Genomic DNA, 15,797 nt, shown 5'->3' on the forward strand with positions numbered 1-15,797 from the left:
ACTAGGACGACGATGAGCACCCAAGTCACCTCCCGGCCCGCCTCGCCACCTCCGCCGAACCGGGTTCGCTGGCGCGTTCCGGTTCGGTTGCGCAAGAGCATCCTGGTCACGCACATCGTGTCGGCGGGCGCCTGGATCGGCATCGATGTCCTCGCCGTGGTCCTGGTGGCGATCGGCTGGGCTCGCGCGGGCGACGACCGCGCCACCGTGTACCAGGCACTCGCGGACTTCTTCGTGGTTCCCCTGCTGCTGACCGCGTTGATCGCGGGGGTGGTCTGCCTGATCACCGGCCTCCTGCTGGGACTGGCGACCAAATGGGCGCTCCTGCGTTATTGGTGGGTCGCGGTGAAGCTGGCCCTCAACGTCGTCGCCTGCGCGATGATGCTGGCCTTCCTGGGGCCCATCACCGAACTCTCCACCGGTGAGCAACCGCTGGCGGACATCTGGTTCGTGTCGTTCCTCGCGGCCACCGCGCTGGCTCTCCTGAGCTTCGCCACCGTGCTCTCGGTCTTCAAACCGTGGGGCAGGGTTGCGCCTCAAGCTGCATGAGGTCGCGCCGAGGGGAACGAACGCCGCCGGCACCGCGACGGCGGCCGGCCAAGTCGCCAGGAACTAGCTGACCGAGGGGGATGCGCTCGATCCGGGAAGTGATCCTCGAGATGCTGAGGGCTGTGCTGGCCGGTGCGCTGCGCGCCGCGCAGGTCGCCGATCCCGGGTTGCGCGTCGAGCCGGTGCTGGAGTAGTCGGAGTCACGCTGGACCCGTCGATCGTGCTGAGCGCCAACGACTCCTTCTCACACCGTCCCCTGTTGTTCCCAGGCCCGGCTTCGCACCGACCGCTTCAGGTGACGCGGAAGACCGGCCAGCCGATCTCGGTGCGCCACGCGGCGGGGTCGCTTGAGTCACGAGGGCCGACGACGTAGACCTCCCGCACCGGCCCGGCCACCGACATCGCGTTCTCCACCACCCAGGTCCCGAGTTCGCCGTAGGTGACCTCGACGCCGTCGTGCTCGCCGACGTGGGTGGTGACGGCCAGTTCCGCGGCCGGCAGCACCGCGGGGTGCACGCGTCCGGTGCGAGGCGGCGCGGCGGTCGGCAGGTAGACGAGCGCGTGACCGCGTTCCTGTTCGAAAAGGGCGTTGTCGTAGCAGCCGCCCGGCGGACCGGTCGCGGCGGCGCCGACGGCCGCCTCCAGTTCGGCCATCGCGCCGGCGAACCAGGCCGCCACGTCGCGACCTCCGAGCACGGCCTCCACCGCCGCGACCGTCCGGGCGGGCTCCGCACGCAGCTCGACGTCGATCGGCGCGGGGTCGGGCCGGAGCAGGCGCCGCAGCGACACGACCGCGGTCCGGGTGCGGTCGAGCACGTCCTCGAGGCGTTGCAGGTGGTCCGCGACCAGGGCCGCCCGGACACCGGGGTCGGGGGTCCGCAGGATCCGCTGCACGTCGCTCAGGGGGACGTCGAGTTCGCGGAGCCGGTGGATGACCTGCGCGGTCGGGATCTGGTCGAGCCCGTAGTAGCGGTAACCCGTGGTCTCGTCCACCACGGCGGGTTCCAGCAGGGCCGCCTCGTGGTACCGGCGCAAGGTCCGCACGCTCAAGTGGGTCAGCCGCGAGAACTCCCCGATGCTCAGCACCCCTCCATTCTGGACTCTCTCCCCGGGGGAGAGTCCACGGCTTGACCCTCCCACGCCGTGAGCTCACACGATGGGTTCATGACACAGCACACCGATCTCCCGTCCGAGCTGCTCCCGGCCACCGTCCGCGAGTTCTTCGCCGCCCACGTCGTCCGCGACGCCGACACCGCCTCGTCGTTCCTCACCGAGGACGCGGTGGTCGTCGACCAGGACGAGACCTTCCGCGGCCGGGAGCAGATCCACGCGTTCCTGGGGGACGCCGGGTCCGAGTTCGAGTACACGACCGAACAGATCGGCGCCCACCGCGTCGACGACACCCACTGGGTGCTGACCGTGCGACTCGAAGGCGACTTCCCCGGCGGCATCGCCGAGCTCGACTACCGGTTCACGGTGCGGGACGACCTCATCGCCGAACTCGTCATCGCCAACCACGCGGCCTGACCGAACCCACGTCATCTCAATCTTCGACGGAGAAAAAATCATGAAGACCTGGTTCATCACTGGTGGGACGCCCGGAGGGTTCGGCCTGGCCTACGCCGAGGCCGCGCTGGACCAGGGCGATCGAGTCGCGGTGACCGTGCGTCGGCCTGCTGAGCTGCTGGAATGGGCTGAGCCTTATGGCGACCGCGTGCTGGTTCTGGAGCTCGACGTCACCGATGCCCAGCAGGTGCGTGCGGCGGTCAAGGCGGCGGAGGAGCGGTTCGGCGGAATCGACGTGCTCGTCAACAACGCGGGCCGCGGCTGGTTCGGCTCGATCGAAGGGGCCCCTGACGAGACGATCCGCCGCACCTTCGACCTCAACCTGTTCGCCGTGGTCGACGTGGTGCGTGCGGTCCTGCCGGGTATGCGGGCACGCGGCGGCGGCTGGATCGTGAACATGTCGTCGGTGGCGGGCCTCGTCAGCGCGCAGGGGTTCGGCTACTACTCGGCGGCGAAGTTCGCGGTCGAAGGACTGTCGGAGACGCTGCGGCTCGAGGTCGAGCCGTTCGGTGTGCGGGTGCTCGTCGTGGAGCCGGGAGCAACCCGCACCAAGGCCTTCGCCGGCTTCCAGGACCAGCCAGTCGACGAGGTCGTCGACGCTTACGTGCCGATGGTCGAGAGCGTCAAGGCGGCGTTCGTGGACCACAACGGCAAGCAAGAGGGCGATCCCGTGCGGGGAGTGCGGGCCGTGATCAGCGCGATGAACGCACCCGTTCCGCCGCGCCGGATCGTGCTCGGCAACTCCGGCTACGACGTCATCACCGCGATGCACGAGAACGCCCTCGTGGAGCTACGCGCCAACGAGAAGCTTTCACGCAGCACGGACTTCTAGCCCAGCGGCTGCGGGCCACCCGTGCTCGCGCCTCGGCCAGGCGACAGGAACGGAGATTCCACAGCGCCATCCGACGGTCGACGGCGTCATCGGTAGTCGCGGGAGGGGGTGGTGCCGTTTGCCGACAGCGGCTCCAAGTGGTCGGCGACGACGTTGAGGGCGCCCGAGTTGGATTCGAGGATGCCCCGCACGAGCAACGCCGTGCTGGCACGGATCATGGTGCGGTACTTGCGATCCAACCCGGGCGAGACGGTGACGTTGACAACGCCGGTTTCGTCCTCCAGCGACAGGAAGGTGACGCCGCCGGCGGTGGGCGGGCGCTGCCGGTGGGTGATGACACCGCCGACCAGGACGCGGGTTCCGCCGAGTACTTCGGACAGCGCGGCGACGGTGTGGGCCCCGCGGTCGGCGAGGTGGGTGCGCAGCAGGTCGACCGGGTGCTGGTCGGGGGACAGGCCGGTGGTGTGGACGTCGGCGGTGAGCAGTTCCAGTTTGGTCATCCCGGGCAGGGCCGGTGGCGGTGCGGGGACACTGGTCCCCGGCAGCAGCCCGGGTTTGTCGCGGGCGGCCGCGCCGGCTGTCCACAGTGCACGGCGGCGTGACCGTTCCAGCGGCGCCAACGCGCCCGCGGTGGCGAGGTTTTCCAGTTGCGCGGTGGTGAGTTCGGTGCGGCGGGCGAGGTCGTCGATGCCGGTGAACGGCCGTTCGGCGACGATCCGCGCGGCGACTTCCTCGCTGAGGCCCCGGATTTCGCCGAGCCCGAGCCGGACGGCGACGCCGCCGTGGCTGTCCGGGTCGGGTTCGGTGGTGGTCCAGGCCAGGCTGCGGTCGACGTCGGGATGGTGGATGAGCACACCGTGGCGGCGGGCGTCGGCGGTCAGGGATTGCGTGGAGTAGAAGCCCATCGGCTGGGCACGCAGCAGGCCCGCGCAGAACGCGGCCGGGTGGTACAGCTTGAGGAACGCCGAAGCGTAGACCAGGTGCGCGAACGACATCGAGTGCGCTTCGGGAAAACCGTAGCCCGCAAACGCTTCCACTTGCGTGAAGATCTGGTCGGCGAGTGCACCGGTGATGCCGTTGGCGGCGGCTCCCGCGTAGAAGCGTTCCCGGAGCTGGGCCATCTTGCGGTGGGAACGCTTGGCCCCCATGGCGCGGCGGAGCTGGTCGGCTTCGGAGGCGGTGAAGGAAGCGACGTCGACGGCCATCTGCATGACCTGCTCCTGGAACAGCGGCACCCCCAGCGTCCGGTCGAGCGACCGCGCCAGCAGCGGGTGCGCGTGCTGCCACTCACCGCCGTTGCGGCGCTGGATGTACGGGTGCACCGAGCCGCCCTGGATGGGGCCGGGGCGGATGAGGGCGACTTCGACGACGAGGTCGTAGAACTCGCGTGGCCGCAACCGGGGCAGGGTGGCCAGCTGCGCGCGGGATTCCACTTGGAACACTCCGATCGCGTCCGCGGCGCAGAGCATGTCGTACACCTTGGGATCGGCCAGATCGAGGTGCGCCAGGTCGATCACGGTGTGCTCGTGCTCGGCGACCAGGTCGACGGTGTAGTGGATCGCGGAGAGCATGCCGAGGCCGAGCAGGTCGAACTTGGTCAGCCCGATCTCGGCGCAATCGTCCTTGTCCCACTGCAGAATCGTGCGATCGGCCATGCGGGCGTTCTCCACCGGCACGATCTCCGAAACGGGCTGGTCGGTGATCACCATGCCGCCGGGGTGGATGCCCAGGTGTCGCGGTGAACCCTCCAGCCCCGCGGCCAGATCGAGGACGTCGTCGGGGATGTCCTGGTCGGGATCCGCGCGGGCGGAAGCCAGCGAACCCCACGCGTCCAGGGTTTTGGCCCAGCGGTCGATCTGGCCGGGGGAGTGGCCGAGGGCGCGGGCGGCGTCGCGGACCGCGGAGCGGTTGCGGTAGGTGATCACGTTGGCGACCAGCGCGGCCCGGTGACGGCCGTGGCGCTCGTACACGTACTGGATGACCTCTTCGCGGCGGTCGGACTCGATGTCGATGTCGATGTCCGGCGGCCCGTCGCGTTCGGGGGCGAGGAAGCGCTCGAACAGCAGACCCCACTTCACCGGGTCGGCTTTGGTGATGCCCAGGGCGTAGCAGACCGCGGAGTTCGCCGCCGAGCCCCGGCCCTGGCAGAGGATGTCGTTCTCCCCGCAGAACCGCACGATGTCCCACACCACCAGGAAATAGCCCGGGAAACCCAGGCCTTCGATGATGTCGAGCTCGTGGTCCAGCTGGGCGTAGGCCTTCGGGTTCTCCTCGCGCGGACCGTAGTGCCGCGCGGCGCCTTCCCAGGTCAGGTGCCGCAGGAAGGTGATCTCCGTGTAACCCTCCTCGACCGGGAACGGCGGCAACCGCGGCGCGACCAGGCGAAGATCGAACGAGCACTCGACACCGAGCAGAGCGGCGTTCTGCACGACCTTCTCGTACCGGGAGAAGATCTCGATCATTTCCGCGCCCGAGCGCAGGAACGCGTCGTCGCTGGCCCGCAGCCAGCCCTCCATCTCGTCGACCGAGCGCTTCGCTCGCAACGCCGCGACGGCCGGCGCGAGCGCGCGGCCCCGCCCCGGCGAGTGGTAGCGCACCCCCTTGGACGCGATCGCGGTCAGGCCGTGGCGCGCGGCCAGGGCAGCCAGGTCGTCGTTGTGCACGTCGTCGAGCGGTTCCCCGTAGGCGATCAGTTCCATCACCACGTGCTCGCGGCCGAACTGCTCGATCAGGGTGGTGAGCGCTCGTTCGGCGGCGGGGAGGCCACCGGTGAGGTAAGCGCTGCGCACCGCTCCGTGATCCCCGCCGGTCAGGACCTTGACGTGCCCGGCCAGCTCACGCACCAACTCCTCGCGGTCATACCGCGGCAGGCCCTTCTCCGCGTCGGCGCGCAGGTGCGCGGCGGAGATGACCCGGCACAGCCGCCGGTAACCCTCCGGGCCGCGGGCCAGCACGAGCAGGTGCTCGCCTTCGGGGTAGGCGACGCCGGTCTGCTGGCGGGGCAGGTCCAGGCTGAGCTCGGCGCCGTAGACCGTGCGGACGCCGAGTTCGCGGGCGGCCTGGGCGAAGCGGACCGCGCCGTACATGCCGTCCAGATCGGTCAGCGCGAGCGCGTCCAGCCCCAGCCGCGCGGCTTCCTCGACCAGTTCCTCTGGCGAGGAGACACCGTCGAGGAAGCTGAAGTAGGAGCGGCAGTGCAGCTCGGCGAAGGGCACGTGCGCGGGTGAGGCTGCGCTGCTGGCGGGCGGCGGCTTCCGCTGGAGATCCTGTGGCGGCACGTACAGCTCGCGGCGCCGGTTCGAGGTCGGGCTGTCGCGCTCGATGCCCTCCGCGACCGCCCGGCCGTCCAGTCGCGCGGCCAGATCCTTCCAGCGCGACCCCGCGCCACCGTTGAACGACACCGGCTGAACACCCTCACCAAGCTCGAGCCGTCGAGGGGAAGCCGACCGCGGTAGAACGCCTGAGCGAATCCTGTGCCGTCGGGCCGGTGGTGTCAAAACCGGCGGGCAGAACCACCCGGCCGGGGGATGATCTGTCGCAGGTGGACGGTGGCGTGGCTCACCCGCGTGCCGGAAACGCAGTAGCCCCAACGCGGACAGCGACGACCACGTGACCGGCGCCGAGGCGGCCTACGGCCCGGTGAGGCTCTGCTGCACGAGGGGACCGAACCTGGCGACCAGTTCGCCGACCGGCGCGGAGGCGATCGGCTCGATCCTGGCGATGTAGCGCGCCACCGTGATGCCCAGGATCTGGACGTTCACCATGCTCGCCCGCCAGGTGGCGTCCGGCGTGCCGATCAGCGCCGCCAGCCTGCCGGTGATCTCCCGGTCGATGAACTCGCGGAGCAGGGTCTCGGACTCGTCGTGGGTGGTCGCCGACCGGGTGAGCGTGACCAGCGGCGCGCGGTCGGAGGCGTCCAGGTTCTCCACGAGCGTCCGGACGAGGCGTTCACCGAGGGTGCCGAGTTCGCCGGTGAAGATCGATTCGATGGCGGGGGGCAGGTTCGAGGACATCTCGATCGCCGCGGCGAACAGGCCCTGCTTGGTGCGGAAGAAGTAGAACACCATCGCGGGGTCGACCCCCGCTTCGGTGGCGACCGCGCGCACCGTCGTGCCGCCGTAGCCGTGCTCGCGGAACAGGCCGCGGGCCGCGTCCAGGATCCGTTGCTTGCTCTCCGCGCCGGATCGCCAGCGTCCAGGGCGTCCGGGGGGACCGTCTTCCGTCGTTTCCGCCATCGCGGAGGAGCCTAGCGCAGTTTCTTCACCACCCGGTGGAGAACCTCTCGGAATGTCGCTACGGTGAACTTCATCAGGTGATGAAGAAAGGGGTGCGCGGATGAGGGTGATCGTGATCGGCGCGGGGCTCGGCGGGCTGACGCTGGCCAACGGGCTGCGTCAGGCGGGGATCGACGTCGCGGTCTACGAGCGGGACGAACCGGGGAGACGCAGGCAGGGCATCAGCCTGCACCTGGACGACCGGGGAAGGACGGCGCTGCGCGAGTGCCTGCCACCGGAACACACCGCCATGGCCGAGGCCACCCTGGGCGGACCGCGCGAGCACAGCCTGCTGCTGTCCGAAGTGGACGGAGAGCTCGCGGTCGCCCACCGGCAGCCGCTCGCGCCAGGACACCCGGTGCGGGCCCGCCCGGGCAGGCAGGCCCACCGGCCGCTGCTGCGGGCGGTCCTGCTGACCGGCCTGGCGGACGCGGTGCGGTTCGGGGCGGAGTTCACGCGCTTCGAGCGACGGGCAGGCGGCACCGTCAGGGCGCACTTCCGCGACGGCCGCACCGACACCGCGGACGTGCTGGTCGGCGCCGACGGCGTCGGATCGGCGGTGCGCCGCCAGTACCTGCCCGGCGTGCGCGTGGTCGACACCGGGAAACGCACGCTGATGGGCGCGGCACCCCTGCGCGCGGTGGCCGGAACCGGGTTGCCCGCGCTGATCGGCCACCACCCCGCCAGCGCGCGGGTGCGCGGCACGATGATGGCCCTTGGCGTGCTGCGGTTCACCGAACCGCCGTCGGTGGCACGGGAACAGCGGCTGCCCGCACTGCCCGCCTCGGCCGTGGCCGAGGTCGAGGACTACGTGATGTGGGCGATGCCCGTCGTCAGGGAGCGCCTCGGGCCCGTCGAACTGCCGGCGGCGGCGTGGGGCGCGGCCAAGGTGCTGGCGGCGGACCTGCCCCCGGCGTTGCGGTCGGTCGTCGACGAAGCGTGGCCGCGGGCCACGGTCGCGTTGCGGGGCGGGGTGATCCCGCCGGTGGCGCCGTGGCCCGCCTCCTCGGTGACGGTCCTCGGTGACGCCATCCACCTGGCTCCCGGCTTCGGCGGCAACCTGGCGATGCGGGACGCGCGGCGCCTCCGCGACGCACTGGTCCGGGCCGCGACGGGCGAACAGGGGTTGCTCGCCGCGATCGGCGACTACGAAGACGCGCTGCGCCGGGACAGCTTTCCCCCGGCCGGGGCACGTGATTCGGCGGCGAGCGCATGAGCTTCAGCGTGCTGACCCGCAAGTCGATGTCCCTGTTCGACGCGGTGGGTGGCTGGCGCACGGTCGCCGAAGCCGTCGCGTCCCGGGTGGTGTTCCTGGTCGCCTACCTGCTGACCGACCGGGTGCCGGCCTCCGCGCTGATCGCCGTCGGCGCGGTGGCGGTGCTCGCCGTGGTCCGGGTGTGCACCGACCGGGCGTACTGGTCTGCGGCCATCGGGCTGCTCGTCGTGGGGCTCTCGGCGGCGCTGGCCGGCAGCACCGGGCGCGCGGTCGACTTCTACCTGTGGGCCGTGCTCTGGCAGCCGGGTGCCGCGGTGCTGCTGCTGGTGTCCATGGCGGTGGGCTGGCCCGCGGTCGGGCTGGCGGTGGGGATGGCCCGTGGTGAGCGGTTCACCTGGCGGCGGGATCCCGTGCGACGACGGCGGTATCAGCTGTGCACGGCGTTGTTCGCGGTGAAATCGACCGTCGCCGCGGCCGTTCTGGTGCCGCTGTACCTCGCCGAGCAGACGATCGCGCTCGGCATCACCGCCACCGTGCTCGGCGGCGCGCCCGCCACCGGCGTGTGCCTGTACCTGTCCTGGCGGATCCTGCGCACCGGCTGACCCTCACCACGATTCGATCAGCGGCACGTCGTGCTCCTGCCGCAGCCACTCCCCGGTGAGGCGGCCGAGCCGGTCCGGGGCGGCGATGCCGTGCATGCCGGCGATCTTGTCGTCACGGACCTCCAGGACCACCACGCTCAGCACCCGGTCGCCGAGCGTGGCGAGCATGGCCGGGCAGCCGTTGACCACGACGGCGTGGATCGAGGGCGAGCCACCCACGAGCCTCCGCTTGGCCGGGGACGGTTTGAAGGCCCGTGCCGCGCTCGCGAGCCGCTCCGGGGTCGGGAACCGGACCGGCTTCGCGGGCAGCCCCAGCCCGGCGCCGTCGGAAACGCCGGTCGCGTCGTCGGTCAGCAGCGCCACCAGCCGCTCGGTCCGCCCCGACGAGGCGGCGTCGACGAACGCCTTGACGATCCGGCGCGCGGAGGCGGGGGCGAGGCCGGTGCCGTGGCCGGTACCGGCGGCGATCCGGCGCCGGGCGCGGTGGAGGTGTTGCTGGCTCCCGGATTCGGTGATGCCGAGGATCCCGGCGATCTCGGCGTGGCGGTAGGAAAAAGCCACGTGCAGCACGTAGGCGGCCCGTTCGACGGGGGAGAGGCGTTCCATCAGCGTCAGCACCGCGAGGGTCACCGATTCGCGCTGCTCGACGGTGTCCGCCGGGCCCAGCATCGGGTCGCCGTCGAGGAGTGGTTCGGGGATCCAGGCACCGACCGCGCGTTCGCGCCGCGCCTTCGCTGACCGGAGCCGGTCGAGCGCGAGGTTGGTGACGATCTTGGTCAGCCAGGCCTCGGGCACCTCGACGTGCTCGCGGTCGGCGGCCTGCCACCGCAGGAACGCGTCCTGCACCGCGTCCTCGGCGTCGGCGGCCGAACCGAGCAGGCGGTAGGCGAGCGAGGCCAGCCGGTCCCGGCTGGCCTCGAACCGCGCCACGGCGGCGGTGTCCATGAGCACGACTCTAGGCGGCGACCGCGCCGGCCGAGCGCTCCCGAGTCGTGGTCAAGCGGTACCGGTGACCCGGTTTCCCGAAGGTGGGATGGCTCAGCGCCCAGGCGGCGCCGTCGAGGATCGCCGTTTTGACGCGGGCGGCCGTCCGGCCGCGCAGTGCCCACGGCTTCCCGCGCGCGTCACCGTCGACCAGCTGGAAGATCGCGTCCTTGCGGCCGAGGCTGATGTGGTTGCCGACGTAGGACATCGAGGTCACCGCGATCTCGCGCCCGGTCAGGTCCCCGATGATCGCGGCCACCGCCTGCTTGCTGGTGGATCCCGCGGAGGCACACGACATGGGCAACGGCCTGCCGTTCTCGCCGATGACGAAGGCGCTGTCACCGGCGACGTAGACGTCCGGGTGCGAGACCGAGCGCATCTGGCGGTCGACCTCGATCTGGCCGGTGGACGCCACTTCGAGACCGCTGGCGGCGGCGATCGGGTGGACGGCGAAGCCGGCCGCCCACACGGTCGCCTCACTGGCGAACGCGGTGCCGTCGGCCGCGATCGCCGCCGCCCGCTCGACCCGCTCGATGGTGGTGTGCTCGTGGATCGTGATGCCGAACCGGTCGAAGGCGCGCAGCAGGTGGCCGCGGGCCTTCGGACCCAGCCAGCCACCCAGTTCACCGCGGGTGGCGAGGCTGACCCGGAGGCCCGGCCGGGATTCGGCGATCTCGGTGGCGGCCTCGATCGCGGTCAGGTTGCCGCCGACCACCAGCACCTTCCCCGCCCCGCCCAGCTCGTCCAGCCGGGCGCGCAGGCGCAGCGCGGACGGCCGCGCGGCCACGGGGAAGGCGTGCTCGCCGACCCCGGGAAGGCCGTGGTCGGCGGCCGTGCTGCCGAGCGCGTAGAGCAGGGTGTCGTAGTCGAGCCGGTCGACGCCCTCGCCGTCGGTGACGGTGACCGCCCGGTGCTCGGCGTCGACACCGGTCACCCGCGCCACGCGCAGCCGGATCCCGGTGCCCGCGAACACTTCCGCCAGCGGCCGGTGCCGGAGCTCCTGCCCGGCGGCGAGCTGGTGCAGGCGCAGCCGTTCGGCAAAGTCGGGTTCGGCGTTGACGACGGTGATCTCGAAGTCATCGGGGTGGAGTTGGCGGGCCAGGCAACCGGCGGAGAAGGCCCCGGCGTACCCGGCCCCGAGGACGACGATGCGGTGCTGTTGTTTCGTGCGCATGTCCCCTGAACGGGACAGCCCCCGAATTCCTGACAGCGACCGGGTGTGGTCAGGCCACCGGCGCCAGCGGCGTCGCCGCCTCCTCGGCACCGCGCTTCTTCTTGCGCAGCGCCCGCCGGACCCCGATCACCGCCTGCACGCCGATCAGCACCCACACCACGTTCGAGGTGAGCGACGGCCACGCCCCGCTCGACGCCGCCGACACCGCCAGCAGGACGCCGCCCAGCACGTTGAGCGCCTGGAAAAGCGTCGAGTCGGCGGTCAGCCGCTGCCGTGACACGAGGGCGTAAGCCGCTGCGGTGCACAAGGTTCCGGTCCATCCGGCCGCCGACGCGGCGACGGACATCAATTCCTCCATGGCCCCGAGTGTGCGGACGCTCTGGGTACAGATCAATCGAACTTCTCTGGCCCCGGTATTAAGCTCTACTGAATGGACATCGATCCCCGCAAGCTCATGGTGCTGCTCACCGTGCACCGCGCGGGCGGTGTGCTGGCGGCCGCGGACCACCTGCACCTGACGCCTTCCGCGGTGTCGCAGCAGATCGCGCGCCTGGAGGACGCGATCGGCACGGCCGTGCTCGACCGCCAGCCGGGGGGAGCGGTGGTCACCCCGGCCGGGCGCGTGCTGGCCGAAGTGGCCGAGCGGATTGAGGGCGAACTCACAGACGCGCGCAAGGCACTGGCCGCGCTCAACGAGGACGTCACCGGCACCGTGGTGATCGGCGCGTTCCAGACGATCATCGGCGCGGTGCTGGTGCCGATGCTGCACCGCCTGCGCGAAGACCTGCCCGGGGTCGAGGTGGTGATCCTGGAGGTCGACCCCGACGAGGGCCAGCAGCGGCTGCGCTCGGGCGAGGTGGACCTGCTCACCCTGGAGGCGGACAGCCCGGTCGGGCGCCGCACCCCGCGCGGCACCCACGACGTGCCGATCCTGGAGGAGCCGTGGATGGCGCTGGTGCCCGCCACCATGCCGACCCCGACCGGCACGGCCGACCTGGAGCACCTGCCGTGGCTGGGGGTGGACGACGGCTCGGCCGCGCACCCGGCGACGGACCGGGCCCGCCGCAGCCTCGCGACCGATCCGGCGACCGTGCACAGCTACGAGAACTACAACGTCGCGATGTCCATGGTCGCCGGTGGTCTCGGCATCGCCATCGTGCCGGCGCTCGCCACCCGGGAGAACCTCGGCGAGGCCACGAAGGCGGTGAGCCTGCCGGGCCTGGGCACGCGACGGCTCATCGCGCGCCACCGGACCACGCGGTCAGAGCCGCGCGCGGAGGTGCTGGCGGTGCTCGACGCGATGATCGCGGTGGCCGCCGAACTGGAGTGAGACCGGCTCAACCCGCGGCCACCTTGAGCACGACCTTGCCCGCGGCGTGGCCGTTCTCGACGGTGGCGAGGGCGGCGGGGGCGTCGGAGAGCGGGTGGACCGCGGTGATCACCGGTGCGAGGACGCCGTCGAGCGCCAGCCGGGCCGACCGCTCCAGGTTCTCGCGGTCCAGGCGGCGCTCGACGAACCGCCCGCCGAGCTCCGGCACCGACATGTCACCCACGGCGATGACGTTCCGGGGATCCCGGGCCAGCGGCGCGACCGTCCGCAGCGAAGTGCCGCCGACCAGGTCGACGATCCCGTCGAAGCCGTCCGGGACCAGCTCGCGCGCCGCGGTGACGACATCCTCGGCGGCGTAGTCGACGAACCGCACCCCGATGGCTTCGGCGTGCTCGCGCTTGGCGGCGCTCCCGGTGCCGATCACCCGCAGCTCGCGCCCGATGGCCAGCCGCGCGACGGCGAGGCCGACCCCGCCCCCGACGCCGTTGACCAGGATCGTGGCACCAGCCGGGAGGCCGAGCTGGTCGAGCACGTCCACCGCGGTCGTCCCGGCCACCGGCAGCGTGGCCGCCACGGTCGCGGACAGGCCCGCCGGGATGCGCGCGGTGTTCTGCGCGGACAGCACCGTCGTCTCGGCGTAGGTCCCGCCACCGGTGAGTGCGAAGCCGAAAACCTCGTCCCCCACCTCGAGCCCGTCGACGTCCTCACCCCGGGCGAGCACGGTTCCGGCGGCCTCCATGCCCAGCACGCGGGGGAACGGGCGCCCGCCGTCGAGCCCCGGGACCAGACCCGAGCGCACGAGGTGGTCGAGGGGGTTCACCCCGGCGACATCGACCCGGATCAGCACCTCACCACGACCGGGGACGGGATCGGGACGCTCGAAGAACTCCTGGACCTCGGGCCCGCCGTGCTTGCCGAAACCCCACGCCTGTCCCATTTTCCGCTGCCTCCTGGATGCGCGGCCCGGTACTTCCGGGCGCTGTCGCCATCCTCACCGCTGACATCGGTGTAAGGGGCAAGCGGCTGAGGCGCGGGTCACAGCGTCAGGCGGACTCCGCGGCGGTGGACAGCTTCGCCCGGTGCCTGCTGTTGGCGCTGATCAGCAGGTCCAGCGCGTCCCTGGTCTCGATCAGGTGCGCGATGTCGGCCTCGATCCGCTCGCGCTGGCGCAGCATCGCGGTGAACGTCTCCTCGGCGACGCCCAGGTCGCCGGGGAGGTCCACGCACGGCAGCACGGTCGCGATCACCTGGCTGGACATGCCCGCGTCGAACAGCTGCCGGATCAGCGCCACACGCTGGACCTCGGCCTCGGCGTAGTGGCGCTGCCCCGCCTCGGAGCGCGAACTGGTCAGCAGGCCCTGCTTTTCGTAGTACCGCAGGGAACGGGGACTCACGCCCGTGCGCTGGGACAACTCGCCGATCCGCATTCCGGCCAGCCTACGCCCGCGTGCCCGGCCCGCCGGTGGCGTCCGGGGCCGGTGGGTCGGGGCGCTCGTGGATGGTGAGCAGCAGGTGGTCGAACTGGGTGCGCTGCTGGAGCGGGCCGCCGCCGAGCGTGCTCAGCGCGTGGGTGAGCTTGGCGGCCAGGTCCCGGAGCTTGCTGTTGGTTTCCTGGGAGCGCCACTTCAGCACGGCGAAGGCGTGTTCGGCGGTGAGGCCGTAGACGAGCATGAGCGCGCCCTTCGCCTGTTCGATCACGGCCCGGGATTCGAAGAAGCCGGGCAGGGCCTCGTCGAAGATCTGCTGGCGCTGCTCGGCCAGGTCGGGGCCGAGGTCGATGTAGTAGCCGTCGGTGCCGACGACGGCGCCGGTGTCGTCGAAGAGCCGGTCGGCGACCACGAGCACGTGGTGCTCGATCCCTTGGGTGTCGAGGATGCGGTGGCGGCTGCAGAACGCGGTGCCGTCGCGCACGGCCGCGGCCAGGGTGCCGGCGACGGCGGCCCGGTCGTCCGGGTGCTTGTGCGAGAGCAGCAACTCGGTGGTGGGGTGCACGGTTCCCGGCTCGTAGCCGTGCAGCAGGGCGACCTCGTCGGACCATTCCCAGCGCTGGTCGGCGAAGTGGAACTGGAAGCGGCCGATGGTGTGCGGGCGACCGGCCACCACCCGGCCGAGCGCGGGCGGCGGGACGTCGAGGACGGGTTCCGAGGTATCGGTCACGAGTGCCATTCTGCCCAGCCGCGACGGCGGCATGATAGGTCGTGCAGTTCCCCGCCGTCCTGACGAAGGGTTCGACGACCATGGCCGCACTGCCCGCTCCGCGCACGCCGGATCCGATGGACGCACCGGTGATGCGGTGGGGAATCCTCGCGCCGGGTGGGATCGCGCGGTTGTTCTGCACCGCGCTGCGACAGGGGACGCGACAGGAGATCGTCGCCGTCGGTTCCCGGAGCTTGGACCGGGCGAAGGCCTTCGCCGACGAGTTCGGTGCCGCCTCGGCGTACGGCTCCTACGCGGAGCTGGTGAACGATCCGCAGGTCGACATCGTCTACGTGGCGTCGCCGCATTCGGAGCACCACCAGCAGGCCCGCCTCGCGCTGGAGGCGGGCAAGCCGGTGCTGGTGGAGAAGGCGTTCACCCGCAACGCGGCCGAAGCCGAGGACCTGGTCGAGCTGGCCAAGGCGAAGAAGCTGCTGCTGGTGGAGGCGATGTGGGCCCGGTTCCTGCCGCACTACGACGTGGTCGGGCAGGCGCTGGCGGACGGGTTGATCGGTGAGGTGACCACGGTTTTCGCCGACCACGGCCAGCCGCTGTACCCCGACGGGCCGGCGCGGCTGGCGAGCCCGGAACTGGCCGGTGGTGCCCTGCTCGATCTCGGCGTCTACCCGGTGTCGTTCGCGGACTTCGTGCTGGGACCGTTCACCTCGATCACGGCCGTCGGCGCGCTGACCGACCTCGGTGTCGACAGCCAGGAAGCCATCACCGTCACGAACGCCGCCGGCGCGCACGGGGTACTGCACGCCTCGATGCTGGGCACGACCCCCGGCACGGCGTCGATCTGCGGTACCGGCGGCCGGTTGGACCTCGGCGGTCCGTTCTACGGCCCGACCTGGGTGCGGCTGCACGACCGGAACGGCGGGCTGGTCGACGAACACGTGCAGGTGGCGGGCGCGGGACACGCGGGCCTGCGGTACCAGGCCGCCGAGGCGGCGCGCTGCCTCGCCGCGGGGCGAACCGAGTCGGAGCTGTTCCCGCTCGACGCCACCGTCCGGGTGATGGCGGCGATGGACGAGATCCGCGCCCAACTCGGGGTTCGCTACCCGGGCGAATGAG

16 protein-coding genes are annotated in these 15,797 nt (G+C 71.6%); 7 read left to right on the forward strand and 9 right to left on the reverse strand.

Translation table 11 applies throughout. The features are described 5' to 3' along the window. Positions 1–12: 12 nt before the first annotated feature. Positions 13–549 carry a hypothetical protein gene (locus tag JYK18_RS26525; protein ID WP_242582104.1) on the forward strand — a complete coding sequence of 179 codons (537 nt, stop codon included), beginning with the start codon at positions 13–15 and terminating at the stop codon, positions 547–549. 291 nt (positions 550–840) lie between these two features. Here the strand turns inward: JYK18_RS26525 and JYK18_RS26530 are convergent, their stop codons facing one another. Continuing rightward, positions 841–1,635, reverse strand: coding sequence for a MerR family transcriptional regulator (locus tag JYK18_RS26530; RefSeq protein WP_206806199.1), 795 nt, complete (start codon positions 1,633–1,635; stop codon positions 841–843). Between the two features lie 78 nt (positions 1,636–1,713). Here JYK18_RS26530 and JYK18_RS26535 point away from each other — a divergent pair, with 78 nt between their 5' ends. Together JYK18_RS26535 and JYK18_RS26540 are read left to right on the forward strand one after the other, a co-directional pair. Further along, on the forward strand, positions 1,714–2,076 hold the full coding sequence (locus JYK18_RS26535; protein WP_206806200.1) for a nuclear transport factor 2 family protein: 363 nt from the start codon (positions 1,714–1,716) through the stop codon (positions 2,074–2,076). Positions 2,077–2,116: 40 nt separating this feature from the next. Then, positions 2,117–2,947, forward strand: coding sequence for an SDR family NAD(P)-dependent oxidoreductase (locus JYK18_RS26540; protein WP_242582107.1), 831 nt, complete (start codon positions 2,117–2,119; stop codon positions 2,945–2,947). Between the two features lie 86 nt (positions 2,948–3,033). Here JYK18_RS26540 and JYK18_RS26545 read toward each other — a convergent pair whose 3' ends face one another. Both JYK18_RS26545 and JYK18_RS26550 read right to left on the reverse strand, forming a co-directional pair. Then, positions 3,034–6,348: an error-prone DNA polymerase gene (locus tag JYK18_RS26545; protein ID WP_307796073.1), complete on the reverse strand. Its 3,315-nt coding sequence runs from the start codon at positions 6,346–6,348 to the stop codon at positions 3,034–3,036. Positions 6,349–6,576: 228 nt separating this feature from the next. Beyond that, on the reverse strand, positions 6,577–7,182 hold the full coding sequence (locus JYK18_RS26550) for a TetR/AcrR family transcriptional regulator (RefSeq protein ID WP_206806201.1): 606 nt from the start codon (positions 7,180–7,182) through the stop codon (positions 6,577–6,579). A 100-nt stretch (positions 7,183–7,282) separates the two neighbouring features. Here JYK18_RS26550 and JYK18_RS26555 point away from each other — a divergent pair, with 100 nt between their 5' ends. Together JYK18_RS26555 and JYK18_RS26560 are read left to right on the forward strand one after the other, a co-directional pair. Continuing rightward, on the forward strand, positions 7,283–8,437 hold the full coding sequence (locus tag JYK18_RS26555; protein WP_242582110.1) for an NAD(P)/FAD-dependent oxidoreductase: 1,155 nt from the start codon (positions 7,283–7,285) through the stop codon (positions 8,435–8,437). Further along, entirely contained in the window at positions 8,434–9,039 is a 606-nt protein-coding gene (locus tag JYK18_RS26560; protein WP_206806202.1) for a DUF3159 domain-containing protein, read from the forward strand. The genes JYK18_RS26555 and JYK18_RS26560 overlap by 4 nt, the downstream gene beginning before the upstream one ends. 3 nt (positions 9,040–9,042) lie before the next feature. On the opposite strand, the gene JYK18_RS26565 is transcribed toward JYK18_RS26560, so the two are convergent. The 3 genes from JYK18_RS26565 to JYK18_RS26575 are packed head-to-tail and all read right to left on the reverse strand — an operon-like array spanning position 9,043 to position 11,555. Further along, positions 9,043–9,984, reverse strand: coding sequence for a sigma-70 family RNA polymerase sigma factor (locus tag JYK18_RS26565; protein ID WP_206806203.1), 942 nt, complete (start codon positions 9,982–9,984; stop codon positions 9,043–9,045). Between the two features lie 10 nt (positions 9,985–9,994). Then, on the reverse strand, positions 9,995–11,197 hold the full coding sequence (locus JYK18_RS26570; RefSeq protein WP_206806204.1) for an NAD(P)/FAD-dependent oxidoreductase: 1,203 nt from the start codon (positions 11,195–11,197) through the stop codon (positions 9,995–9,997). Between the two features lie 49 nt (positions 11,198–11,246). Next, positions 11,247–11,555: a hypothetical protein gene (locus JYK18_RS26575; protein WP_206806205.1), complete on the reverse strand. Its 309-nt coding sequence runs from the start codon at positions 11,553–11,555 to the stop codon at positions 11,247–11,249. 72 nt (positions 11,556–11,627) lie between these two features. Here JYK18_RS26575 and JYK18_RS26580 point away from each other — a divergent pair, with 72 nt between their 5' ends. Further along, positions 11,628–12,527, forward strand: a complete 900-nt coding sequence (locus JYK18_RS26580; RefSeq protein WP_206806206.1) for a LysR family transcriptional regulator — start codon at positions 11,628–11,630, stop codon at positions 12,525–12,527. Between the two features lie 7 nt (positions 12,528–12,534). Here the strand turns inward: JYK18_RS26580 and JYK18_RS26585 are convergent, their stop codons facing one another. From JYK18_RS26585 to JYK18_RS26595, 3 genes are all read right to left on the reverse strand, one after another. Further along, positions 12,535–13,464 carry an NADP-dependent oxidoreductase gene (locus JYK18_RS26585; protein ID WP_206806207.1) on the reverse strand — a complete coding sequence of 310 codons (930 nt, stop codon included), beginning with the start codon at positions 13,462–13,464 and terminating at the stop codon, positions 12,535–12,537. 106 nt (positions 13,465–13,570) lie between these two features. Then, positions 13,571–13,954: a MerR family transcriptional regulator gene (locus tag JYK18_RS26590; RefSeq protein WP_206806208.1), complete on the reverse strand. Its 384-nt coding sequence runs from the start codon at positions 13,952–13,954 to the stop codon at positions 13,571–13,573. A 10-nt stretch (positions 13,955–13,964) separates the two neighbouring features. Next, on the reverse strand, positions 13,965–14,684 hold the full coding sequence (locus JYK18_RS26595) for a PAS and ANTAR domain-containing protein (RefSeq protein ID WP_307796074.1): 720 nt from the start codon (positions 14,682–14,684) through the stop codon (positions 13,965–13,967). A gap of 80 nt (positions 14,685–14,764) precedes the next feature. Between JYK18_RS26595 and JYK18_RS26600 the strand changes: the two genes are divergently transcribed. Beyond that, complete coding sequence (locus JYK18_RS26600; protein WP_206806210.1) at positions 14,765–15,796, forward strand: Gfo/Idh/MocA family protein; 1,032 nt, start codon at positions 14,765–14,767, stop codon at positions 15,794–15,796. Position 15,797: the final 1 nt, after the last annotated feature.

The sequence above is a fragment of the Amycolatopsis sp. 195334CR genome, assembly GCF_017309385.1.
GTDB lineage: Bacteria > Actinomycetota > Actinomycetes > Mycobacteriales > Pseudonocardiaceae > Amycolatopsis.